Genomic DNA, 24449 nt, shown 5'->3' on the forward strand with positions numbered 1-24449 from the left:
CGGCTCTCATTGTTCCACAGTTTTATTTTGCGCCTTGATAGGCCATCAGTTATTCAATCCAGTTGCGGCGGCCTTCAAAGTGGTTGCACCCAAACTGGGCGCCGGTCACCATCTCAAACGGCTTGGGCTGGCTGGGCATCATGCCCATCTCATGCACCACCGGGAGCACAAATTCTGGATTCATGGCTGGCTTGCCAGACAGTTCATCACACAAGCCAAACTGGTTGCTTTGCACTTCCACTACTTTCTGATCCTGGATCCAGTGGTTACAATGATTGCAGGTCGCTTCCATATCTTCATCTCTTTAAGTTCAACATCAAGTAGAAGTTTATACCCCGGCAGCTGCATTTTGGGTTCAGGAAAAACAGCTTTTGAATTAATTTAGATTTGTACTAAATAAAGACACCGGTTCCTTCAAAGCCCTCAGCGGGGGGCTAGCTTAAAAGATACCTTTGTCTAACGCCCACCCCAATGCAGGCACCTTGCCGGGCAGAGGATCAACCACCTCGCCCTCCCTCCCGGCCAGCGCACCAGATTCACTGCCCCGCCAGAGGAAGTCAGAGCTATCAGAAGAATGTTTCGCGGGGTTGCGCCTTCATTCAACGGCCAGGCGCTAAAATTCAGGTTTCTTCCGCAGGGCAACCCTTACTTTTTGTGCGGAATGCCGTAGGAAAGCAGGTAAAAACCAAATAACCATGGACGCTAACCAAACCACCAGATCATTCTCCCACTTGTTTAAAAGCCCTTCCCAGCTATTTGCCGCCCTTTCCAACCCTGGCAAAGCCGGAATGGACCTTTACAAAGCCCTGTCTACCAGAGAAAAGCAGTATGTGCTGTTTGCCGCCGGTGCCGGGCTGATTGTCTATGGCTTTGTGCTGGGCAAGCAGAACAAGTAGCACCGGTTCCTGTTTTCGGGCTGTTTTTCAGAAAACAGCCCGAAAACAGGAATTCCCCCTCCTTCCCCTGCGGGCGACTGCGGTTCGCCTCCCACTTTCCCTGCCTCCTGCCCGTACTTAAACCAACTGCTTGTGGGCCAAGCCCATTGCCAGGATCTTCGCTGAACTTTTTCATTCGCCATCACCACAGAAGCAGGTAATGCTTATATTTACTCCGGAAACCATTTAACACAACTATGTATACCGGACTTCAGCACCTGCACTCGTACCTTGCGTACCTGGTGCTTCTAGGCGTAGTAATCTCCCTGCTCAGCGCCTTGGCAGGTTTATTTGGGGGTAAAACCTTCACCGACAAGAACCGCAAACTGGGCCTGCTGGGCTTAATCCCTACGCACCTGCAATGGGTGGTGGGCTTGATTCTGTACTTTGTTTCTCCGCTGGGGCTGGAAAGCGCCTCTGGCGAAGCCATGAAAAACTCAGTGTCCCGCCTGTACTTCTTAGAACACCCGCTCATGATGGTGCTGGCCGTGGTTCTCATCACCGTTGGGTATTCCCGGGCTAAACGCCAGGTAGGCACTACCAGCGGCTTTAAAAGCATTGCCATTTTTTACGCCCTTGGCCTGATTCTGATTCTGAGCCGCATTCCCTGGAATGCCTGGCCGGGCAACTAGCCAGATTTTTCTATTGCCTTCCAAAGCCGCTTCTAAAAAAAGGAGCGGCTTTTTTATTGTACCGCCCTGGTTGCACCTGACCGCTTCAACGTTCCGTTTCCGGGCTGTTTTTCAAAAAGTAGCACTAAAACAGGCGCTGGCTCCTTGATTGGCCAGGGCGCCGCTGGCAGCTTTTCTTTCTGCTTGGCGTATGCGTACATACTAAAAAGGAAGAACATGATTAGAGCGTATAAACTGTACAATGACGAAGAGGGCAATTCAAGAGTGGCCGTAGGCACGGTAACCGACCGCACCCTGACTGACGCCAAAGCCATTCAATTCAAAGTTACCCCACCCGGCACCTTCTATGATTGGCACCCTGCCCCTACCCTGCAGTATGTACTCACGCTGGAAGGCACCCTGGAATTCACCACCAGCACCGGGGAAACCTTCACCCTCACCGCAGGAGACGTGTTAATTGCCGCTGACACCGCAGGCAAAGGGCATAAATGGCAAATGATTGGGGAATACCCCTGGAAAAGAGCCTATGTGCTGGTGAACGCTGAAGATGACCTCAACTTTGTTCCTAATGAATGAGACGCCGGGGCAATACCTGTACGAAGAAGAAGTGGAAGAGAGGTGGTCTTCTGTGCGGCAACGCACCCTGGCAGGAACCTGCCGTCAGGCTTCTAGTTGGTTTCTAGCGCGGCTACCGGAACCAGCAACTACGTTGGCAGCCCCTTTGTCTGGCAGTTTTCACCAACCAACCTAAAACAAGTAGTCTCAACGGAAAAGCCACGAAAGAAGCTCCCGTGGCCTTTCCGTTGAGACTGCATAGAAGGCTCTCATGAATAATCCTGTTTTCGGCCCGTTTTTTCAAAAAACAGGCCGAAAACAGGATTATAAGATCAGACGCTACGTCTAACAGAAATACTCCCTTTGTGTTCCTGAACAGATCTAGGCTGCTAACTAGATAAGCACCTGTGGTTCTCAATTTCCGTTCGTCACCCAGATCCTTTCTGGGGAACAGAGAAAGGAGTAGACTGTAAAGTTATTTCTGCTCAAACGCCTGTCACGCAGGAGAAGGTCTTTGAGCTGTGGTTTTATTCATCAAGAGCTGCAAGATAACATGGAGCAACCCGCCTGCTGGGTGGCCCAATCTGGCCGTTTGGCAAAAAACTCATCATACCGGTGGGAGTATGGGTCCTGGATGGCCTCCTGCAACTTGAGGAATAACGTATCCTGCCCCTGCTCCAACTCATGAATGGCCTGGTGCAGCAGGTAGTTCCTGAGAATGAACCGCGGGTTTGCTTTCCGCATCAGCTCCTGCGACTCTTCTCTGGAGATGGCATTGGCACTTCTCCTTCGGCCGTAGGCGTTTATAAAGTCAACCAGAAGCTCCCTTTCCTTGCCGGAAAGCTCCTGATAAAAAGCGTCTTTGAAATGGGCAACTATTGCCGGCTCTTCCTGCTGCGCCGCCGGAAGCTCTATCAGGTACTGATAGAACATGGTCATGTCTGGCTGCACGGTGGCAAGCATTTTCTCCAATTGGGTAAGTAACTCCGTGTCTTCCTCCCTCACCTGGTCCAGCCCCAGCTTTCTGCCCAGCATGGCGTAATACTCAGTGTAGAAAAGGTCGCTGTAGGTTTCCAGGGTGGCCACCAGCTCTTCTGTGCCGGGCAGCAGCGGCGCAATGGCGCTGGCCAGACAGCCCAGGTTCCAGTACGCAATGCTTGCCTGTTTCCCAAACGCATACCGCCGCCCGGGCAGATCTGTGGTATTGGGGGTGAAGTTAGGGTCATAATTATCAAGGAACGAAAAGGGGCCGTAGTCAATGGTGAGGCCCAGAACAGACATGTTGTCTGTGTTCATGACGCCGTGCACAAAACCCACGCGCATCCACTCCACCACCAGCCGGGCGGTTCTGGCCACCACTTCTTTAAACCAGGGCAGTACTTTTTCTTCGCCCTGTATGTGCGAGTAGTACCGGGAAATGGTCCAGTCAACCAGCTTTCTCAGGTTCTCCACCTCTTTTCTGGCGGCGGGCATCTCAAAGCTCCCAAACCGAAGAAAACTGGGTGCCACCCGCAGCACAATGGCTCCCGGCTCAAAGGCGGGGTTTCCGTTGTAGAACATGTCGCGCATGACCTGGTCACCCGTGGCAACCAGGCTCAGCGCCCGGGTAGTGGGCACCCCCAGATAATGCATGGCCTCGCTCATCAGGTACTCCCGCACCGATGAACGGAGCACGGCCCGGCCGTCGGCGCGGCGGGAGTAGGCAGTTTGCCCGGCCCCCTTCAGTTGCAGTTCATACGTCTGGCCATGGGGTGACTCCCACTCTCCCAAGGTAATGGCTCTGCCGTCTCCCAGCTGCCCGGCCCAGTTCCCAAACTGGTGGCCGGCGTAGCACGCTGCGTACGGGTACATGGAGGCGGTCACCTTGTTTCCGCCCAGAATGTCTACCTCCTGCTGGTCAACAGGCTTTTGAACGCCCAGCTCCTGCGCCAGACTCTCTGACCACGCCAGCAAAGAAGGGCTTTTAACCGGTGTGGGCAGGGCCTTGCTGTACAGCACGCCCAGCGTTTGCCGCGGACGGGTGTTGCCGCTGTCATCCCCCGGAAACGTTTCTACAAATTCCTTTTTATATTCTTTCTCTTGTAAGCTTTGCATGTACTAGTGTGTATTAAAATTCCAGAACAGGAACAGTTCATTGCCCCTGTCTTGGGTAAACATAAGTTGGAGGGGAATAGTTGTGTTGAGGGGAGCTGAAGAAGGAATGAATTTCCCCGCCTGTTTTTGGGCTGTTTTTAGAAAAACAGCCCAAAAACAGGAAAATAGAATTTAGCGGTCTGCTGGCTCTGCCGGAAGGGGCTTATACAAAAACGCGGGACCCTGAGTAGTTGAGCCTGAATTCTTTGGGGGTGCAGCCGTTCTTTCTCTTAAAGATTCTGTTAAAATAGGAGAGATTGTTGAAGCCGCACTTGAATGAAATTTCTGAGATACTTTCTGTGGTGTCAATCAACATGCGGGAGGCGTGGCCTAACCTGATTTCATTCAGGCTGTCAACAAACGTTTTACCAGTCCGTTTTTTGATAAACCTACTAAAAGACACCTCTGGCATGTTCACCACCTTGGCTACATCTGCCAGTGAAACATCTTTATCATAATAAGACTGCATGTATTCAAACGCCTTCTCTATTCTGCGGGAGTAGTGGTTGAACTGGTCTGGGGTAAACGAGCTGTTTGACAAGGTGCGCATGTTGCGCGAGGTAGAAAGGTCATGCAGGATGGAAATCAACTCCAGCACGGAGTCAAACCCGCTTTTCTTGGAAAGCTGCTTAAGCCGGGGGTGAAAGGCCTCACTTACCTCTATTGAAAAAGCAACCCCCTTGCTGGCCCGTTCCAGCAAGGTTCTTACAAAGCTAAGCTGGTTTCTCCGGAGCAGTTTCTCATCAAACAGATCACGGTGAAACTGAATGGTAATCTCTTCAATGGCTTTGGTCTGGCACTGATGCGTGAACCACCCATGAGGCAGATTACTCCCCACCAGCACCATGTCATAGGTGCCAATGACCTCTACATGATCTCCCACCACCCTTCGGGCCCCGTCGGCATTGTACACCAGGTTCAGCTCAAAGTCATCATGATAGTGCAAGGGAAAAGTAAACTCCTCCTTCACCCTGGCAAAGATGGTGAAACAGTCATTCTGAGTTAAAGGAGTGATCTCTCTATAAATTGTACTCATGTTAAAAAGAAGCTTTTTAGAGATTCAGCATCTACTGCTTGTTAAAATAGCATTAGAAAATATTTTTAAATATCCATAAATTCCAAGATGAATCCTAGAAGGCAAATTTATCATTTGTGCAAATAAATCAATCTTTATCTGAAGCAAAATCAGTTTCAAACCTTTTAATCAATTTTTATTTTGAAATAATTTATAAATTTCTCAAACCTTTCACCCCATCTTAAAAACAACCGGGTCTCGTTAAACTGTGCAAAAGGTGAGATAATATTGTTTATTGCTAAAATTGTATCATTCCCCACACCAGATTCTGTCTATTTTTGTACTAGTTCTGAACATAGCCACTTTGCCATTGGCATTGCTGAAAAACGTTACTGTTTCATGCTAAATGACTTGTCTGTATCAGGCGCTCCTCACCGGCAGGAGGTGGCGCCACAAGCTTTATTGAAGAGGCCGGCTTTTTGGCGGCTCCTGGCAGTAGTAGACTCACTAAAACACCAGTTCCTTTCTAAAAATTGAGGCTTTACACCCGCTCTTACAAGAATGGTCCCATTTTTTTACCATAGATACACAACTACCCAACCGCTTGCATGAAGTTACAACCATTAGATATTGCCATTATTCTCCTATACCTGGTATCAGTGTCTGTGATAGGACTGGTATTACAGAAAAGGGCTAAGGCAAACAAAGAAGCTTACTTGTTGGGGGGAAATACCTTGCCCTGGTATGCACTGGGGCTTTCTAACGCGTCAGGCATGTTTGACATCTCAGGCACCATGTGGATGGTGATGCTTGGTTTTGTCTATGGCCTCAAAAGTATCTGGATTCCCTGGCTGTGGCCCTCGTTCAACCAAGTGTTCCTGATGATGTTCCTGGGCATGTGGCTTCGCCGGTCAAACGTGACAACAGGAGCCGAGTGGATGCTGACCCGCTTCGGCCGGGGCCGGGATTCAAACAAATCACATGCCATTGTGGTCATCTTCGCGCTGCTCAGCTGTCTGGGGTTTCTGGCATACGGGTTCATTGGGCTGGGGAAGTTTGTGGAGATCTTTGTGCCCTGGTCCATGGTTCAGCCTTACATCCCGTTTGAAGTGTCTGCCGAGTTTGTGCCGCACTTTTACGGCATGATCTTCACCCTGTTTGCCATGTTCTACTCTGTCATTGGCGGAATGTCCAGTATTGTGTGGGCCGATGTGCTGCAATATGTCATCATGACGGTAGCCGCCGTGATTATTGGGGTCATGGCCATGAATAACCTGGAGGCATCTGCCCTGAACGTGCCGGAAGAATGGAAAACCCCCTTCTTTGGGGCCACCCTCAACCTGGACTGGACCGGCATCATTGATGAAGTAAATGACAAGATTCAATCAGACGGCTATTCCCTCTTCGGGATTTTCTTCTCCCTGATGCTGTTTAAGGGGGTGCTGGCCAGTATTGCCGGCCCCACTCCCAGTTATGATATGCAGAAGGTGCTGTCTACCCGCTCCCCAGAAGACGCGGCCAAGATGAGCGGGTTTGTCTCTGTGGTCCTGATCCCTACGCGCTACCTTATGATCATTGGGTTTGTGGTGCTGGCGCTCCTGAATTATAACCAACTCAACCTGGAAACAGCCAATGGCATTGATTTTGAACGCATTCTCCCCTCTGCTATCCAGAATTTTGCCCCCACAGGCGTACTGGGCCTGATTCTGGCCGGTTTGCTGGCGGCCTTTATTGGGACCTTTGCCGGCACCCTCAACGCCGCCCAGGCCTATCTGGTCAACGACGTGTACCTGCGGTATGTCAACCCCACCGCCTCTAACCAAACCGTAACGCGCATGAACTACACCACCGGCATTGTGGTGGTATTTGTGAGCATGATCATCGGGTTCTTCGCCAAAGATGTGAACAGCCTGCTCCAGTGGATTGTGGCCGGTTTGTACGGTGGGTATATTTCAGCCAACGTTTTAAAGTGGTACTGGTGGCGGTTTAACGGCAGCGGTTTTTTCTGGGGCATGCTGTCGGGCATTATTCCGGCCCTCATCTTCCCCTACATCTTTGACGGGCTTGACCTGTACTACTTCCCGCTCCTGCTCCTGATTTCACTTGCCGGCAGCATCACAGGCACCTTGATGGCCCCTCCCACAGATACAGAAACGCTCAAGAGTTTTTACCGCTCTGTACGGCCCTGGGGGTTCTGGAAACCTATTGCCGAACTGGTGAAGGCTGAGGAACCTTCTTTTACCGAAAACAAAAACTTCTGGCTGGACATGTTCAACGTGGTGATAGGGGTTGTTGGCCAGATGTCACTCACCCTGCTGCCCCTCTACCTGGTGCTGGGCATGAACACAGAGCTGATCATTGTTCTGGTGGTATTGGCAATCATTGGCGCCATCCTTAAAAAGACCTGGTGGGACAAACTGTCTTCCCGGGAAAACCAAACCCATGCCCTTCCTAAAAAGGAAGAGACAGTTGCAGCCCACAGATAAATCAAGACTTGCTGACAAAACAGAAGCAGTGTCACCTCAACTTATTTCATCATGAACAACACATTTAACCAAAGACTAGGCATCTTAGAAAAAGCGCACCAGGAACTTATCTCCCGCCCAAACCAAAAAATGCCGCTTGGGAACGGGATCTTTGACAGATATGCCTTTCCGGTACTTACCGCCCAGCACGCCCCCCTTACCTGGCGCTATGACTTCAACCCGGAGACCAATCCGTATTTTATGGAGCGGCTGGGTGTAAACGCCGCTTTCAATGCCGGTGCCATCAAACTGAATAACAAATACTACCTGGTGGCCCGGGTGGAGGGATATGACCGCAAGTCCTTTTTCGCGGTAGCAGAGAGTGACAATGGCCTTGACAATTTTCAGTTCTGGGACCGCCCCGTGGTGATGCCTGAAACAGAAGAGCCAGACACCAATATCTATGACATGCGGGTGGTGCAGCACGAAGACGGCTGGATCTACGGCCTTTTTTGTACAGAGCGGAAAGATCCCAACGCCAAACCCGGAGATGAGTCTGGGGCGGTGGCGCAATGTGGGATTGCCCGCACCAAAGACCTTAAAACCTGGGAGCGCCTGCCTGACCTGAAAACGCCCTCTCCGCAACAGCGCAACGTGGTTCTGCACCCTGAGTTTGTAAACGGGAAATATGCGTTGTACACCCGCCCGCAAGACAGTTTCATTGAGGCCGGCACCGGCGGCGGCATTGGCTATGGCTTCTGTGACACCATGGAGCAGGCGGTGGTAGAAAAAGAGCTGATCCTGCACAGCAAAAAGTACCACACGGTCTATGAGGCTAAAAATGGCCAGGGCCCTGCACCTCTCAAAACAGACAAAGGATGGCTTCACCTGGCCCACGGGGTGAGAAACACCGCCGCTGGGCTGCGGTATGTCCTGTACCTGTTCATGACAGATCTGGAAAACCCGTTTAAGATAACCCACACCCCCGGAGGCTATTTTATTGCCCCAGAAGGCGAAGAACGCATTGGCGACGTGTCAAACGTGGCGTTTGCCAACGGCTGGATCTTAGATGACAATGGTTCCGTGTTCATTTATTATGCCTCCTCAGACACCCGTACCCATGTGGCCACCTCTACCGTTGACCGTCTGGTAGATTACGCCCTCCACACCCCGGAAGACGGGTTTCGGTCTGCCGCCTCGGTTCAGCAGATTAACCGGCTGATAGACCAGAACCACCTGCATTTAAAGAGCATCAAGAAGCCGCTGCCCTTGCCCCAATAAGGACAGAAAAACAGGGCAATAGGTACTTCTAAAATACCGCATCTCAAGAACAGGCAACAGCGGTAGTATGCTTTCCTGGGGATGAGAGAAAGTGAAAGAGATTACTATCGAAAATAAAATACTTTACCTCCTATCCCATTTTCTATACCAGTAAACACAAAGTTCATAGATTTTTTAGCGGGTACTAAGTGAGGAATACTCTCCCTGAGCCAAAGGCGCTGTTCTGAAGCAAAAGGTGAATGCTTTGCCACCACCGCTCAAAATTTCTCTATGAACGTCTATTCCGCAAAGGGGCAGTAGTTAGAGCTTGTTTACATTTTGATTTTGCAGGCGAAAACGGGGAGCGAAAGGTTCTTCTATAGCGTTTTTTGAGCAGCATACGCCCCGCTATGGTGCGACAAAAAGGTAAAGTCAGGTTCTTTTGACACCCGTTTGCAGCGCAAAAGGCAAATTTAAACATGCTCTCAACTGCCCCTTTGCATTTTGCCTTTAGCGCAGGCGTAAATGGCAGCCATTAAGCAATACGTTAAAAAAACGGGGTGTTTCTACAGCAGTTTCAGAACCTCTTATCAGCGCTACCAGGGCGGGGAAAGTGTCAAGATAGAAGCTGTTTCCCCGCCTGTTTCCGGGCTGTTTTTAGAAAAACAGCTCGGAAACAGGAAAATAGAAATCAGCGGTGTGCCGCGGCCTACCCTTTGGGCAGCAGGAGTGACTTCACCGCCTCCGTCATCTCGTCTACCACCTGCTCCCACACCTCTGGCTCTCCCTGCAGGAAGAACTTCTGGTTAATTTCCAGCTCAAACCCGGCGTACTGGTCATCTGTAAACCTGGTTCTGAGGTAGGTGGGGAAACCGTCTTCCACGCCGGCATAGGGTGCATTGAACAACACCTTGCGGCTGGGGTTCAGAGAGCGGAGGGCCTCTTCCAGTTGGGCCGCAAACGAAGATTCCAAGGTCCGGTCAGGGTCAAACAGTATCCCAATATCGGCCTGCCGCACCTCCCCTTCCTGGGCGGGGGTGAAGGTGTGCACCGCCAGATGCAGCACGTGGTTTCCTTTGCTGATCTCAGATTGCACGTTGGCTTCCACCTGCTGGCGGTGCGGAAAATAATACTGCGCCAGCACCTTCTGTTTCTCCTGCTCAGAAAGGGCCTTGCTGTATTTTGAGAAGAGCTCCCCACTGTCTAAGGAACGGTTAGGCTCCACTAAGAGCCGTGAGCAGGAAGTGGAGAACAAAGGCAACTGAAGCTTTTCTGCCAGGTGTTTGGCCAACCGAAACGCGCCAAAGTCAATGGCTTTGTGGGAATAGAGCACTTCTTCTTCTCCTTTGAACAGGTGCTCATACGGTGCCGGCACGTCATTGCCAGCGTGTTCACAGGTTAGAATGCAGGAAAGCGCCATACGCAGTGTGTTTAGATGCAGGTGCGTTTTCGGCCTGTTTTCCTGCAATACTTCGGACAATTTTAAAAGGCAAAAAGAGGCTTTAGAGGCTATAAATGGGGTTTAAGTAATTAAATGGCAGTTAGGTATTTCCCAAAATGGAGAAAAAACATTGGATGCTAAACCTGTACATGCCCTCAAACGCTACAAACGCACTTTTTCTACTCATCTAAACTGTCCGAAGTATTGCCTGAAAACAGGCCGAAAACAGCATTGGGTGACAGAGATCTTTTTTTTAAAGCTTAAACGCAAGGGAGGCCCCTTTAGGGGAGACTTTCAGTTTCACGGGCGCCCCAAAGATCAGGGCTTTGTTGACCTGGCCGTGCCCCGCCGGAAACCCGAAGCACACCGGAAAGTCATACTCCTTCACCGCATCCCAGACAATCTCCTCCGGGGTCTTCCCAAAGGGCGGCTCGTCTTCCTGTATATCCACCAGGTCACCCACCACCAGGCCTTTCACATACTCAAACTTGCCCGCCTGCTTCAGAGACATCAGGTAACTGTCCAGCCGGAAGTGCTTCTCCCCCACCTCCTCCAGAAACAGGATTTTGCCGTTGGTATTCACCTCAGTCATGGTGCCCTTGGCGTTGCACAGCACACTGATGGTGCCGCCCACCATGGTAGCTTCAGAAATGCCCTCACGGTTGAGCGCATGGGGTTTTACCTGATAGGTGAGGGACTCGCCAAACAAGGCTTTCCTTAGGGTTTCCCAGGATTGGGCCTGGTACCCCGCCTCCAGGTCTGCGGCCATGGTGGCATGGATAGAGGCTATGCCCAACATGCCCTGCACGTGGCTGTGCAGAAAGGTAGTGTCACTGTAGCCCACCAGCCACTTTGGCCCATATTTAAACTTATTGAAATTCACCTGTTCAATGACCCGCACAATGCCGTAGCCGCCCATGGTTTCTAAGACCGCCTTTAGCTGGTCATTGTCCAGCATCTCCTGCAGGTCATCTTTCCGGAGGGTGTCTGAGCCGGCAAAGCTGCCATGGCGGGCCCCAATAGACCTACCCAGCACCGGCACCAGTTGCCAGTCTTTGAGGATTTGCACCAGCTGGTCAATGTATGGCTGCTCGGTGTAATTGCTGGTACTGATCACGCCAACTTTATCTCCAGGCTTCAGGAAAGGGGGTAAAATCATACGCTCATTTTTCCCCCACAAACGGGCGGGGGCTGTACAAGTTTACCTTAAACCTAAAAGCCGTAGTTTTCGCACCCCCAGTACGGGTTTCCCGCAGAATTCAGGCTCTGGGTCAAAAAAGAGCACTTAAGAAACCTTCCCTTTTCACAAGCCCTTCTGAAAAACCCTTTCGGAATAAGGAGTAGCCTTGCGTACTTTTGGGGATCAACCAGTAACCTAAAAAGCGGCGTTGGAAGACATGGAGCAGGAAAAGCAGACAGCCGCAGAGCGGAACGGCATCAACCTCAAAAACGAACGGTCCCTGCATGCGGCCCTTAAACAGTGGTATGCGCAGCCGCAGGACCGGTTTGAAGTGCCCCTGGCGGGCTATGTCATTGACCTCCTGCGCGGCAACCAGCTGGTAGAAATCCAGACCAGGAACTTTGCGGCTCTTCGGCCTAAGCTGCAGGCGTTGCTACCAGGCCACAAGGTACATCTGCTGCACCCAGTCACCCTGGAGAAATGGGTGGTACAGGTTGACCAGAAAGATGCCTCTGTACTCTCCAGACGCAAGTCTCCCTACCGCGGCGCCCTTACCCACCTCTTCACCGAGCTGGTCCGGATCCCTGAACTGGTAGCTCACCCCAACCTCACCCTGGAATTCGTCCTCATCAAAGAGGAAGAAGTGCGCTGCCGTGATGGGAAAGGGAGTAAGCACCGCAAGCACGTCAGCCTCAGAGACCGCAAGCTGTTGCAAGTTGTCAGCACGCACCGGTTTACGTGCGCCCGGGACTTTCTCCAGTTTCTGCCGGCAGACGTGCCCCAGCCGTTCTCCAATAAAACCCTGGCGGCTCTGCTGCACCTGCCTCTGCCCCAGTGCCGCCAAATCACGTACTGCCTCAGAAAAATGGGAGCCCTGGCAGTGACCGGCAAACAGGGCAATGAACTGCTCTTTTCTATTGGGGAGCCACAGATCTGCCTATAAACAACCCTGCGTTTTGGGGCTGTTTTTCTAAAAACAGCCCCAAAACGCAGAGCAACAGATTCCTTTTCCGCAGGGCGGGAATTACCCTTTCCTATACACGGGCCGCACCATGTTTTCAAAGGTGTAGATTTCGTCCCACATCTCCTGCGTGACCAGTTTGCGTTCCAGCACCACAATGTCATGAATGGCTTTGCCGGTGGCCAGGGCCTCTTTGGCAATAGAAGCGGCGGTTTCATAGCCCAGCAGCGGGTTGAGCGCGGTCACAATGCCAATGCTGCGCATCACCTCTTCGCGGCACACTTCTACATTGGCCGTAATGCCCTCAATACACTTGGTCCTTAGGGTATGGATGGCGTTGATCATGTAGTTCATGGAGGTAAACAGGCTGAAGGCGATCACCGGCTCCATCACGTTGAGCTGCAGCTGCCCGGCCTCAGCGGCCATGCAGATGGTGAGGTCAGCGCCCATCACGTAGAACGCGGTCTGGTTTACCACCTCCGGTATCACCGGGTTCACCTTGCCGGGCATGATGGAGGAACCAGGCTGCATGGGGGGCAGTTTAATTTCATTCAGCCCCGCCCTTGGCCCTGAAGACAGCAGCCGCAGGTCATTGCAGATTTTGGAGATCTTGATGGCACTCCGTTTCAGCATGGCAGACACCAGCACGTAAGAACCCATGTCTGAGGTGGCTTCAATCAGGTCGGGCGCCAGGGTCATGGGCAGTTTGGTGAGCTGCGCCAGGTACTTGACACACAGTTGCGGGTACCCCTCTGGCGCGTTGATGCTGGTGCCAATGGCGGTGGCGCCCATGTTGATCTCTGTGAGCTTTTCCTGCGCCTCTGTCAGGTGCACAATGTCATCATTGAGGGTGGTGGACCACCCGTGAAACTCCTGCCCCAGTGTCATGGGCACCGCGTCCTGCAGCTGGGTCCGTCCCATTTTGAGTACGTTCTTGAACTCCTCTGCCTTCCGGCGAAAAGAATCCCGCAGCTCAGCCAATGCCTGCAGGTACACTTTCACCTTGAAATGCACCGCCATCATGATGGCCGTGGGATAGGTGTCATTGGTAGATTGTGAGCAGTTCACGTGGTTGTTGGGGTGCAGAAACTCATACTGCCCTTTCTCGTGCCCCAGGTACTCCAGCCCTATGTTGGCAATGACCTCGTTGGCATTCATGTTCACTGAGGTTCCGGCCCCGCCCTGAATCAAATCGGTTACAAACTGGTCATGGAACTCCCCGGCAATGATGCGGTCACAGGCGTAGATGATGGCTTCGGCAATTTTGGGCTCCAGCACGCCGCAGTCCCGGTTGGCCATGGCCGCCGCTTTTTTCACGTAGGCAAAGGCCTCTATGAAAAGCGGCTCAGAGGCGTTGGTGATGCCGGTGATGTTAAAGTTTTCCTTCGCCCGAAGCGTCTGTACGCCATAATAGACATTGTTGGGGATTTGCTTCTCCCCCAGGAAGTCGTGTTCAATTCTAAACGATTGGTTCATGGACAGGCATTTAGTCAAATGAGTGGTGGTACCCTCAGCTTTTAATACCCTCTTTTACCTCACTTTGTTTCTACCTCCCCGTTTCCACCTCCTCCCCAGGCACCCGTACGGGTGGCAACTTTCCTGTTTCTGGCCTGTTTTTGGAAAAAAAGGCCAGAAACAGGAATTGGCACACACGCTCACAGCACCTCCAGACGCTATATGACCTTCAAAGCAGTTGCTGATGGCGCATTGCTAATGGTTGGAAGATGGATCTGGCGCGAGACCTTGGACTCGTGCCATGAAGTGGGGCGAGTCCAAGGTCTCACCGGGATCTGCGGGGAGTTCAGTCATTCCTGATACTTCCATCCCGGGAGAGGGGAGTATCAGGAATGGGTGGGGCAAATGCGGCATACCCCACGCTTTCCTCGGCTATCCGGGATTTGCCATCCCGGACACAGTGCCTGCGGATTTGCAATCTGCGGCGCCTGCAGATCAAACGTGCTGCCGCGGGGATTGCAAATCCCCGTGTACCAGCTTCCGGATTACAAATCCGGAAGAGCTCGAGAGCACTGTAATTGGCAGGGCTCAACTATATGTGTAACAAGGGAATTGATCAGGAATGCGTGTCCTCCTATGTCAACATCCCTCTTAGCCCCCTTCAAAGGGGGAGTATCAGGTATGCGTGGGAGACAAGGCGGTGCCTGGTCTCTACCATTCTCCGAAACGTCTGAACCAGACCAACAGGCAAGCAACAATGAACCATCAACACTTCTGCCCTTGACTGATGTGCGCAGCACGGGCCCGGCTCAGGCTAGCGGATCAGCAACGGTTACCTACAGAGGCAGACAGAGCAAGTAAGGCTGATCAGGAGAGGAACCCAAACCAGTCCTGGGGGTGAGCGCCTCTGTTAATACGGTGCCGCTCCGGCGGCAAGGCCGGAGGGCCTAGTTTTAACAGCAGTGCTCACCCCCAGGACGGGGCCCCGCGGCCGTGAGCGCTTACCGGAAAAGATGAAACAATGCAGCTACTAAACCACCGCGACAAGCGCTAAAGCCAAGGGAGCAGCGGACCACGTATTCCTAAAATAACGGCACTGCAGCAAGCGGCACAGCCAGGGAAGCAACAGACTACGCATTGCCCCTGCAGCAGCGGCAAAAATGAAAATTCACTCCAATAATGCCCTGCATCTACACAAAAACATGGATCTCAACGGCAGAGGAGGAACCAGGAGCAACCGGCCATCAAACACGTCACTACTCCTGCCCCAAAGCATCCACCACCTGCAAACGCATGCAAAAAACCAATTTCCCCTCATCACATAACCCCCCTATTTCCGTTATACCCCAAAGCAGCAACCTCAACCAACATGGACTATTTCGTAGCGAAAGACTCAGTAGTGCGGGAAATCTGGGGAAAAGGCGACACCATCCTTTTCATCTTCGCGGGCTCCTCCGCTGAATTCGCGCTGAACAAGGCCGTGGACTGGCTTTACTTCACCGGCAGGCTTCCCGCTGACCCGCTGGGCCGTCTCTTCTCAACGGTGGCATACGCCAGGCAAATAGTCTTCTCCACCACCCAGGGCGCGAACAAGGCCATTGACACCATGGCCAAAATCCATGCGGGGGTGGAAGCCAAACGCGGGGCCACCATCCCCGACTGGGCATACCGGGATGTGCTGTTCATGCTCATTGACTACTCCATCAGATCATTTGAAGTCCTGGAGCGCAGCCTCACCCTTTCAGAAAAAGCAGAGGTGTTTGAGGTTTTTTACCGCGTGGGGCACCGCATGGGCCTGACCGGTCTGCCCACCAGGTATGAGGCGTGGCTCCAGATGCGGGCAGAGCATTTAGAGCAAGACCTGGCGCAAAGTCCCTACACCCAGGACTTGTTCCAGCAGTACAAGAAGCATTTGGGCACCGTGCGGTACCGGCTGCTGCTGGAGGCGCAGGTGATGGTGGTGCCAGACCGCGTGAAAGAACTGCTGGGCTTCCGGAAGATCTCCCTGCTGCCGCCCATTTTGCAGGGATACAAAGTGAGCCGCGCCCTGAAACTGGACTGGTTCCTGAAGTCTATCATTCTGCCCAAGGCGTACCAGAAAGAGATCAAAGACCTGGACCAGGCGCCCGCTTAACCTGTTTTGACCCCTAAGAAGCAAGCACAGGCTACTGCCCGGTGGAAATCCCTTCTAAACTGTACATCACCCCCAGGCCCAGCGACTGGCTGTACTGCACAGAATGGTCCTGGTCCCGGTCATAGACCACATTGCCCATCAGGTTGACATTGATGTAGCGGGTGATCTTGGCCGTAAGGACTGCGTTAACCCTGTGGTCAACTTTATCAAAGGAAATGCGCTTGTAGTTGAGGTTGGAGATGTAATTCAGCTTCAGGTTCAGGTTAGCGGCGAAGTCTTTCTGGTAGTCTACCTGCACCAGGCCTGAGAGGATCTCAGTGCGCACTTTATCACCGGGTGGCACGCCGTACCGCTCGTTCTCCCCCACGTTCTCATCTACCAGAAACGTAAACCTGGGCGCAAAGGGGCTCAACCGTAAAGAGAAGTTGGGCGTGGGTTTGTATTCCGCCCCCAGGGCGAACGTCAGGTAACCGGGAGAAAGGAAATTAGAAATCAGCTTATCATTGCCGGCATCATCAATATCATACTCGTAGCCCTTGGTGAACTGAGACAAGAAGTTAGCCGAGGCAAAGACGTTCCAGTCATTGGAGAACCCCACGCCGTATTTGGTGTCCAGGTAGAGGCGGTCCAGGCTTTTGCGCATGCCCTCGCCTTTGTTTTTGAGCTGGCCATACTGCAGCTGCAGGGTGTTGTCCCAAGACACCCGCTCCCATTTGTAGTTGGCCCTACCGTTAAAAAAGGTGTTCAACGCAATTGAACTGACCCCACCCGCCTTCCAGTTGTCACTGAACGCCGCCTGGTTCAGGTTGAGCCCTGTAGAAAGGGAGCGGCGCCAGGTGGTGTCAGCCACCGTTTGTGCCTGCAGTGAAACAAAGGAGAACAAAAAAAAGGAAAGCAGCAGTACTCGTTTACCCATCCTGAAAGAGAATTAGTTTTTAGAACCAGCCCAGACAGCCCCAGCGCCTTTAACCGGGCTGGTTCTACCGCGAAAGTAGAGACATTAGAATTAAAATACGGTTTCACAGGCAAAAACTCCGCCGCTAAGGCAACCCTCCGCTTTGCGTTTTAGACCTGTTTTTCAGAAACTAAGCCAAAAACAGACGCCCGCTTTGGGCCACCCGTTCCCTTCTCCAGGCGTACAGAAACGCCAACCAAAACGCGGGGGCGCCGTTTCAAGACCGTGATGAAACGTTGAACCTAGTCCCCCTATGAAGGCAGAACAACACGTGGACCAGCTCATGCGGGAGCAACTGGTAGAACTTCTGAGAGGCGGCTTCGCCCCAAATGTGATTTTACTCCGGGAATTCCACTATGACCGCGCCGGGGTAATGCTACCGGGTCTGCATTTTTCAGGCTGGATTCTGTTAGGCCACCTGCACGCGCGCCTCGCCACGCTGCTCCAGTTCATGAAAAACCCCACCGGCGACGTTGATGTGTGGCCAGACGCCCATTGGCCTGAAAACCACCAACCCGCCACTGACCAGGAATGGAACACTGCCATTGACGCCTTTGAGCAGGACCAGGAAGAGATGATCCGGCTGGTGCAGAACCCGGCCGTAGATTTGTTTCAGGTTCACCCCAACGGCAAAACCCTCTCCTGGGCCGCCATGACCACCCTGCACCACACCGGCTACCACATTGGCCAGCTGAAAACCGTAGGCAGGCAGTTAGGGGTGTGGTAACCCTTGTTTCAACCTCGTTCTCCTATTCCAGCGCACACCATTTCTCAAACCCCGGGGCTTTGGGTACCTTTGGGCCGAAATGAAAGCGATCAACCAATTTATCCTTCAACACCTGAAGACCCTTGAAATGGTGGGCGTGAGCATGCGCATCATCAGTTTTACCCTGGTTAGCTGGCTGGGGCCCTCCAGCCCTTTTCTCTTTGTCTGGATCTTTAACACCTTAGACGCGCTCCTGCTCTCTTGGTGTTCGGTGCTGAAAAAAGACCGGGCCTACACCCTGCTAAATATTTTCTGGATCTTGGTAGGGGTCATTGGGATTGTGAGGGCAGCAGAGGTCTTATAAGAAACACCTTTCCCCAACCCGGCTTACTGTTTTCCCTTTTTCTATCACCATGCATCGTGCCTGGCCTTGACCTGGCGCAGGCTCGGTTTTAGGGCTACTTTCGCAAAAACAGCCCGGAAACAGAAGCTCGTTTCTTAAAGGCACAAGCGCACCCTTGCGCCCTGCCCTGCCATAATAATGCGACACAGGGACTTCCTTACATTCTGTTTTCGGCCTGTTTTTCTGAAAGCAGGCCGAAAACAGAAACCACCTACCCCGCAGAATACAGCTGCGCCTGAGATTGCAGGATTTCCTGCTTCAGCTGCTCAAAGTCCTGGTGCGGGAAACCGGTGACATATGTCATCTCCTGGCCTTTCCCGGTGGGGTAGCCCAGGAACCGGATCAACGGTCCGGCCAAAAGCTCGGCTTTTTGGATTTGCTCCTCGGTGAGTTGCTCCATCCAATACCCTGCTTGCCCTTTTTTCAGGTGCTTGGGGTTCTGGCGCTGCAGCGTGGCAAAACTCATGGCCTCCTGCATCTCCTCCCGCTGCCTTGGCGGTAGCTGCACCCCCAGATAGTCCAGCAACCGGCTCAGCTCCGCCTGAAAGTCCATCAGAAACGCCTCATACAGCGTGATGTGCATCTGGTGCTGCCGGCTCAACCGCAGGTGGTCAAACACGTGCCACACCCACTCCCGCATGAGGTCCTCAAAATGCGTCTCCAGGTACACCTTAGGGTCTTTGATGGGCTGCGGGTAATACTTGAGCATGTACTCAGAACAGTAGTATTTGGCCGCCGAGACAGCCCGGTCCCGGGGGTCCCGGATGATGTACACCTTCTTGTCAAACTGGTCAAACACCTCGCCGCTGCGTTTACAGACCGGCGAGTGGGTCCAGACGTGGCTGCTTTGGGAAATGTACTGTGGCAGATCCTCAACGGGCATTCTATAAATACTGCTGATGCGGTAACTGTCTTGCAGGTCTGTGATCTCCAGCACGTCAATGCTGGCCTGGCTGGGGTAGTTCAGGTCCCAGGTTTTGGCCAGTTCATAAATAGGGTGGCGCTGAATAAAACTCCGGTGGGGTTGGCCAGACCGGGCCATGATCTCCTGAATGATCTGGTACAGCCAGAAGTTCCCGCACTTGGGGGCGCCGCCTTGCAGTAGGTGCATGTGTCTAGGTTTGGGTTGGTAAGAAAGTTCTCCTGACGGAAACCAGGGGCCAAAGGTTATCACCCGCTCCCGCCAACCACTTTCTATGGTTTAGGCGTAAAAGGCTTGACATCCCAAAACCTACCGCGGTCTATGAAGCATATTTTCCCGTTCCAGTCTAAGATCAGCAACGCGCAGCGCAAAGCGCAGCTGCAGCAGGAGCCGCAGCTGGTGTGGTTCACCGGCCTCTCGGGTTCCGGTAAAAGTACGCTGGCGCTTCGGCTGGAGCACTACCTGTTTCACCGCGGGCACAAGGTGTTCCTGCTGGACGGGGACAACCTCCGGAACGGCCTGAACCGGGACCTGAGCTTCTCCCCCCAGGACCGCAAAGAAAACATACGGCGGGTGGCCGAAGTGGCTAAACTCATGCTGGATGCCGGTTTGGTGGTGGTTTCGGCGTTTATCTCCCCCTACGCAGAGGAGCGGGAGCTGGTCAGGCAGATTGTGGGCGAAAACCGGTTCATAGAGGTGTTTGTGAACTGCCCGCTGGCCGAATGCGAGAAACGTGACACCAAAGGCCTGTACGCCAAAGCCCGTAAGGGCCTCATTCCGGAGTTTACCGGCATCAGCGCGCCGTATGAAGCACCCCTGCTCCCAGACCTGGAAGTAAGAACCAGTGAAGAATCTATTGACGAATCCCTGCTGCAGCTCATCCAGTTTGTGGAGCCGCGGGTGCTGGCGAAAGAGAAAGTTGGCGCTACCTTTGGCCTATGAACCCAGCCGCCGCTTCCCCCTCCGCTAATCCTTCTGCCGCCGTGCCCCACCCACACCTGCACCACTGGCTCGCGGTTGCCCGGCAGGCCGCGCTTGACGCCGGTAAGGCTATTTTGGAGATTTACCACCAGGAAGACTTCGGGATAGAGGCAAAAGCAGACCAATCGCCGCTGACCAAGGCTGACCAGGCGGCGCACCAGATCATCTCCCACGCGCTGGCAGCCACCCACCTGCCCATTCTCTCTGAGGAAGGAAAAGAAATTCCCTTTCCCCAAAGGGCCGCCTGGGACTGGTTCTGGCTTGTTGACCCGCTAGACGGCACCAAAGAGTTCATCAAACACAACGGCGAGTTTACCGTAAACATTGCCCTCCTGCACAAAACCGTTGCCGTGGCCGGCGTTGTCTACGCCCCCTGCCTTGAAACCTTGTACTGGGGCGCCAAAGAAACCGGTGTCTTCAAAGAATCGCCCGCCGGGAAGGAGCTACTTTTGCCCTGTTTTGAGAAAAACAGCCTGGAAACGCTCCGGCAGAAAAGCGGGGTGCGCCTCATTGCCTCCTGCACCCACCAAACGCATGAGACCCAGGATTTCATTGCCCAGTTCCCCCACCCACACCTCACCTCCATGGGCAGCTCCCTCAAGTTCCTGCTCCTGGCCGAAGGCAAAGCCGACCTCTACCCCCGCTTTGCGCCCACCATGGAATGGGACACCGCTGCCAGCCATGCCCTTTTAAACGCCCTCAACCGCAGCATCTATCAACCCAACCTGCAGCAGGAACTCGTGTACAACAAGCCCAACCTGCTGAATCCGTCGTTTGTGGCAATGTAGAAGACTGGGAACCTCTCTTGCCCCCATCTTTCCCTTCTTTCATCATCAAGAGCGCTGCTTCTGGGCAAGCTAGATATATGGAATCTGTTTAGAGCTTGTTTAAATTTTGGGCTGTGGTCTACAATGTATGATGGCTCCCCGAGAACGCAAGCCAATCAGCAAATCCTTCTAAAAGCCTGCGCTATTTCAACGTGGAGGTAGTTTATTTTCTGTAGGTGCGGCAAAATCCCATCTTCTCCATTCCATCATACATTGTAGACCACCACCAAATTTTGATTTTGGAAGCGAAAAAGGGGAGCGAACGGTTCTTCTATAGCGTTTTTTGAGCAGCATAACAGCGCTATGGCGCGAGAAAAAGGTGAAATCAGGTTCTCTTGATACCCGTTTGCAGCGCAAAAGACAGATTTAAACAAGCTCTTAGAACATCCTTTCACATCAAAGGTGTAGACAGTTACTTCTAAAGAACCGCTTACCTACATGCAGATTCTCCCCTTGAGCATTACCCAAACGAGAGTTAGAGGCAGCGAGCGTAGCTCATTAAGAGGAGTGTTTCCACAGGAGAACAGGCATTGCCCCATCCTGTACACGAATCACTTTTCATAAAAGAGACAGGAGAAAGTCTGCTTTGATTAAACGGCAGAGGGAAGCACCTCCCTTTATGTGTTTCGCCGCTGCCTCTAACCCTCGTTTAACCAATCGTTGCGCGGGGCAAGTTGGTTTCACCAAATATTCCAGGTGGGTACCCATTGACCTTTTACCCTTAGAACGTTAACCTCCCGTTTTGGGCCTATTTTTCTGAAAACAGGCCCAAAACAGAAAGCAGCAAACATCTCCTCCAGCTGCCAAGAAACAGATTCAGCGGTCCGGTAAAAATTTCAGAACTTTGCCGGTAGATGGCACACGTGACTTCCTTAGACTTGCTCCCTGACTTACCCGTGAAAGAGGCGCTCCCCCGCCTGCTTTCGGCCCTTGCCACAGATGCCCGCGTAGTGCTGGAAGCACCGCCCGGCGCCGGTAAAACCACCCTGGTGCCCCTGGCCCTGCTGGAGACCGCGTGGCGGAAAGACGGCAAGATCATTCTGCTGGAACCCCGCCGGCTGGCCGCCCGCGCCGCCGCCCAGCGCATGTCTGACCTGCTGGGTGAGGAAGTGGGCCAGACCGTGGGCTACTGGATCAGGATGGAACACGTGGCCTCTCCCAAGACCAAAATTGAGGTGGTCACAGAAGGCATTCTCACCCGCCTGCTCCAGTCAGATCCCGCCCTGGAAGGTATTGCCGCCATCATCTTTGACGAGTTCCATGAACGCAGTTTACAGGCCGACATGGGGTTGGCTTTGGCCTTAGATGCCCAGGCGGTGCTGCGCCCAGACCTCAGATTGTTGGTGATGAGTGCCACGTTAGACGCCACCCAGGTAGGCAACTGGCTGGAGGCGCCGGTGATCAGGAGCGAAGGCCGCCAATACCCTGTAGAGACGCATTACCTGTCACAGGCGGAGGTAGCCGCCGCCGGCACCAAACCGGTAGAACGGCTGCTCAACCTGGTGCCCAAAGCCATCAAGAGAGCCCTTACCCAGGTTCCAGACGGTGATGCGCTGGTTTTTCTCCCCGGAATGGGCGAGATCAGGCGCGTGGCCGCGCAGCTGGAGGAGCGCCTGCCAGACCAGGTAGACCTGCACGTGCTGCACGGAGACCTGAACCTGAGCCAACAGGTGGCCGCCATTGCCCCGGCCCCCCGGGGCCGCCGCAAAGTTGTGCTGGCCACCAGCATTGCCGAGACCAGTTTGACCATTGAAGGCGTGAAGATGGTGATTGACGGCGGCTACGCCCGGGTTCCAAAATTCGTGCCCCGCACCGGCCTCACCACGCTGGTGACCATACCGGTGTCAAAGGCCGCCGCCGACCAGCGGCGCGGCCGCGCGGGCCGCTTAGGCCCCGGCGTGTGCTTCCGGCTTTGGTCGCAGGTAGACCACCTGCACCTCCCAGACCGGCAGGCGCCTGAGATCTCTGAGGCTGACCTTTCGGGGCTGGCACTGGAGCTTTCCATCTGGGGCGCCAGGGAAGTGAACTCGCTCAAGTGGCTGGACACCCCGCCGGCACCGGCCATGGCCCTGGCCCGGGACCTGCTTCTTCGGCTGGAGGCCATTGACAGCCAGGGCAACCCCACCGGCCACGGCAATGCACTGGCTGCCCTGGGCTTGTCACCCAGGTTTGGGCATCTGGTGATGCGGGGGCAGGAACTGGGAGCAGGGGGCACCGCCTGCGCCCTGGCGGCCCTGCTGTCTGACCGTGACATGCTCAAGCCCGTGCAAATCTCCTGGTCCACGCCGCTGCCAGACATTGCGCTCCGGCTGGAGCTGCTGCAGGGCAAGCGCCCCCAAACCCCCGGCTTCACCCTAGATGAAAACACCCTGCGCCGCATCAGGGAGCAGGCCAATAACTTAAAGCAGCGCCTGCGCGGCAAAACCATCCCTGTTTCTGATGACGCCGCCGGGCTGCTCACCGCCCTGGCTTACCCAGACCGGCTGGCCCAGCGCGAGGCCTCCGGCCGGGTGCGGCTGGTTTCCGGCCAGCGGGCGGCCCTGCCCACCGAGCTCTTCGGCGAAGCCGAATTCTACGCCGTGGCCCATCTGGAAGCCAGTGACCGGCCCCGTGTACTGCTGGCAGCCACCATCACCAAGGCTGAAATCCTGGAACATTTTGCCCACCAGCTGGAACGGGCACAGGAAATACGCTGGGATTCTACCACAGACCGAATTATAGCCCGTCAATTCACCAGGCTGGGCGCCCTGACCTTAGAGGAAGCCCCGCTCCCCAACCCAGACCAGGAGCAGATGGCGCAGGCGCTGCTGCAGGCCCTGCAGGAAAAAGGAGTGTCCCGGCTGCCGTGGTCTGAGGAGGCCCTGCGCACCCGCCAGCGGCTGGCGTTTCTGCACCACCTGCAGCCAGACCAATGGCCAGACGTCTCAGACGCCACGCTCACGGCTTCGCTGGAAGAATGGCTTCTGCCCCACCTTCTGGGGGTACGCTCACTGGAACAGGTGGCCCGGCTGGATTTCAAGGAGATTCTGCTGGCCCACCTGGCCTGGGAGCAACGGCAGGAGCTGGACCGGCTGGCCCCGTCGCACCTGGAGGTACCCAGCGGCTCCCGCATTGCCGTTGATTACTCAGATGTAGAGGCACCTGTGCTGGCCGTAAGGCTGCAGGAAGTGTTTGGGCTGCTGGACACGCCCCGCATTGGCGGCGGCAAAATACCGCTGCTGATGCACCTGCTTTCACCGGCGTCACGGCCCGTGCAGGTCACCCGCGACCTGCGCAGCTTCTGGAGCACCGGTTATTTTGAGGTGCGCAAAGACCTCAGGGGCCGTTACCCCAAACACCACTGGCCAGATGACCCGCTCAGCGCCCCACCCACCAGAGGCACCAAGAAACGGCCCATGTAGCAGGTATGACCTTCTGTTTTCGGCCTGTTTTTCTAAAAACAGGCCGAAAACAGAAGGTCACTTCTTTAGGGAAGTTGCAGAAGAAGCC

Annotated in this window: 20 protein-coding genes; 12 read left to right on the plus strand and 8 right to left on the minus strand. The window is 53.9% G+C overall.

Going from position 1 to position 24449, the window contains the following annotated elements; genetic code table 11:
* Nucleotides 1-49 precede the first annotated feature (49 nt).
* Nucleotides 50-292 (minus strand): hypothetical protein, encoded by a 243-nt coding sequence (locus tag FHS90_RS09150; RefSeq protein WP_066832232.1) that lies wholly within the window; start codon nt 290-292, stop codon nt 50-52.
* A 403-nt stretch (nt 293-695) separates the two neighbouring features.
* Between FHS90_RS09150 and FHS90_RS09155 the strand changes: the two genes are divergently transcribed.
* The 3 genes from FHS90_RS09155 (at nt 696) to FHS90_RS09165 (ending at nt 2143) form a co-directional block, all read left to right on the plus strand.
* Entirely contained in the window at nt 696-896 is a 201-nt protein-coding gene (locus FHS90_RS09155) for a hypothetical protein (RefSeq protein ID WP_066832230.1), read from the plus strand.
* Between the two features lie 236 nt (nt 897-1132).
* Nucleotides 1133-1567 carry a hypothetical protein gene (locus tag FHS90_RS09160; RefSeq protein ID WP_066832228.1) on the plus strand — a complete coding sequence of 145 codons (435 nt, stop codon included), beginning with the start codon at nt 1133-1135 and terminating at the stop codon, nt 1565-1567.
* A 216-nt stretch (nt 1568-1783) separates the two neighbouring features.
* A complete protein-coding gene (locus FHS90_RS09165; RefSeq protein WP_182512818.1) occupies nt 1784-2143 on the plus strand; it encodes a cupin domain-containing protein in 360 nt (119 codons plus the stop codon).
* Between the two features lie 513 nt (nt 2144-2656).
* On the opposite strand, the gene FHS90_RS09170 is transcribed toward FHS90_RS09165, so the two are convergent.
* Together FHS90_RS09170 and FHS90_RS09175 are read right to left on the minus strand one after the other, a co-directional pair.
* A complete protein-coding gene (locus FHS90_RS09170) occupies nt 2657-4216 on the minus strand; it encodes a protein adenylyltransferase SelO (protein WP_182512819.1) in 1560 nt (519 codons plus the stop codon).
* 202 nt (nt 4217-4418) lie between these two features.
* On the minus strand, nt 4419-5291 hold the full coding sequence (locus FHS90_RS09175) for an AraC family transcriptional regulator (RefSeq protein WP_066832223.1): 873 nt from the start codon (nt 5289-5291) through the stop codon (nt 4419-4421).
* 587 nt (nt 5292-5878) lie between these two features.
* Between FHS90_RS09175 and FHS90_RS09180 the strand changes: the two genes are divergently transcribed.
* Nucleotides 5879-7756, plus strand: coding sequence for a sodium:solute symporter family protein (locus FHS90_RS09180; protein WP_182512820.1), 1878 nt, complete (start codon nt 5879-5881; stop codon nt 7754-7756).
* Between the two features lie 51 nt (nt 7757-7807).
* Nucleotides 7808-9016, plus strand: coding sequence for a glycoside hydrolase family 130 protein (locus tag FHS90_RS09185; protein WP_066832218.1), 1209 nt, complete (start codon nt 7808-7810; stop codon nt 9014-9016).
* Nucleotides 9017-9704: 688 nt separating this feature from the next.
* Here the strand turns inward: FHS90_RS09185 and FHS90_RS09190 are convergent.
* Together FHS90_RS09190 and FHS90_RS09195 are read right to left on the minus strand one after the other, a co-directional pair.
* A complete protein-coding gene (locus FHS90_RS09190) occupies nt 9705-10415 on the minus strand; it encodes an N-formylglutamate amidohydrolase (RefSeq protein WP_066832215.1) in 711 nt (236 codons plus the stop codon).
* A gap of 274 nt (nt 10416-10689) precedes the next feature.
* Nucleotides 10690-11595, minus strand: coding sequence for a S66 peptidase family protein (locus FHS90_RS09195; RefSeq protein ID WP_182512821.1), 906 nt, complete (start codon nt 11593-11595; stop codon nt 10690-10692).
* 238 nt (nt 11596-11833) lie between these two features.
* On the opposite strand from FHS90_RS09195, the gene FHS90_RS09200 reads away from it, so the two are divergent.
* On the plus strand, nt 11834-12559 hold the full coding sequence (locus tag FHS90_RS09200) for a DUF8091 domain-containing protein (protein WP_182512822.1): 726 nt from the start codon (nt 11834-11836) through the stop codon (nt 12557-12559).
* Between the two features lie 81 nt (nt 12560-12640).
* On the opposite strand, the gene aspA is transcribed toward FHS90_RS09200, so the two are convergent.
* Nucleotides 12641-14053, minus strand: a complete 1413-nt coding sequence (gene aspA / locus FHS90_RS09205; RefSeq protein WP_182512823.1) for an aspartate ammonia-lyase — start codon at nt 14051-14053, stop codon at nt 12641-12643.
* A 1348-nt stretch (nt 14054-15401) separates the two neighbouring features.
* Between aspA and FHS90_RS09210 the strand changes: the two genes are divergently transcribed.
* Entirely contained in the window at nt 15402-16166 is a 765-nt protein-coding gene (locus tag FHS90_RS09210) for an oxygenase MpaB family protein (protein WP_066832206.1), read from the plus strand.
* A gap of 31 nt (nt 16167-16197) precedes the next feature.
* Here FHS90_RS09210 and FHS90_RS09215 read toward each other — a convergent pair whose 3' ends face one another.
* Nucleotides 16198-17082 (minus strand): DUF3078 domain-containing protein, encoded by an 885-nt coding sequence (locus tag FHS90_RS09215; protein WP_182512824.1) that lies wholly within the window; start codon nt 17080-17082, stop codon nt 16198-16200.
* Nucleotides 17083-17374: 292 nt separating this feature from the next.
* Between FHS90_RS09215 and FHS90_RS09220 the strand changes: the two genes are divergently transcribed.
* Complete coding sequence (locus tag FHS90_RS09220; protein ID WP_182512825.1) at nt 17375-17848, plus strand: hypothetical protein; 474 nt, start codon at nt 17375-17377, stop codon at nt 17846-17848.
* Nucleotides 17849-17927: 79 nt separating this feature from the next.
* The gene (locus FHS90_RS09225) at nt 17928-18191 is read left to right on the plus strand and encodes a CBU_0592 family membrane protein (protein WP_206598659.1); all 264 of its coding nucleotides are present in this window, start codon (nt 17928-17930) and stop codon (nt 18189-18191) included.
* 250 nt (nt 18192-18441) lie between these two features.
* Here the strand turns inward: FHS90_RS09225 and FHS90_RS09230 are convergent, their stop codons facing one another.
* Nucleotides 18442-19341, minus strand: a complete 900-nt coding sequence (locus tag FHS90_RS09230; RefSeq protein ID WP_182512826.1) for a sulfotransferase domain-containing protein — start codon at nt 19339-19341, stop codon at nt 18442-18444.
* Between the two features lie 132 nt (nt 19342-19473).
* Between FHS90_RS09230 and cysC the strand changes: the two genes are divergently transcribed.
* From cysC to hrpB, 3 genes are all read left to right on the plus strand, one after another.
* Nucleotides 19474-20094, plus strand: a complete 621-nt coding sequence (cysC, locus tag FHS90_RS09235) for an adenylyl-sulfate kinase (protein WP_182512827.1) — start codon at nt 19474-19476, stop codon at nt 20092-20094.
* Nucleotides 20091-20921, plus strand: coding sequence for a 3'(2'),5'-bisphosphate nucleotidase CysQ (gene cysQ / locus FHS90_RS09240; protein WP_182512828.1), 831 nt, complete (start codon nt 20091-20093; stop codon nt 20919-20921). Before cysC ends, cysQ begins: the two co-directional genes overlap by 4 nt.
* 893 nt (nt 20922-21814) lie before the next feature.
* Entirely contained in the window at nt 21815-24361 is a 2547-nt protein-coding gene (gene hrpB, locus FHS90_RS09245) for an ATP-dependent helicase HrpB (RefSeq protein WP_182512829.1), read from the plus strand.
* Nucleotides 24362-24449: the final 88 nt, after the last annotated feature.

This window comes from Rufibacter ruber, from assembly GCF_014138425.1.
Taxonomy (GTDB): Bacteria; Bacteroidota; Bacteroidia; order Cytophagales; family Hymenobacteraceae; genus Nibribacter; species Nibribacter ruber_C.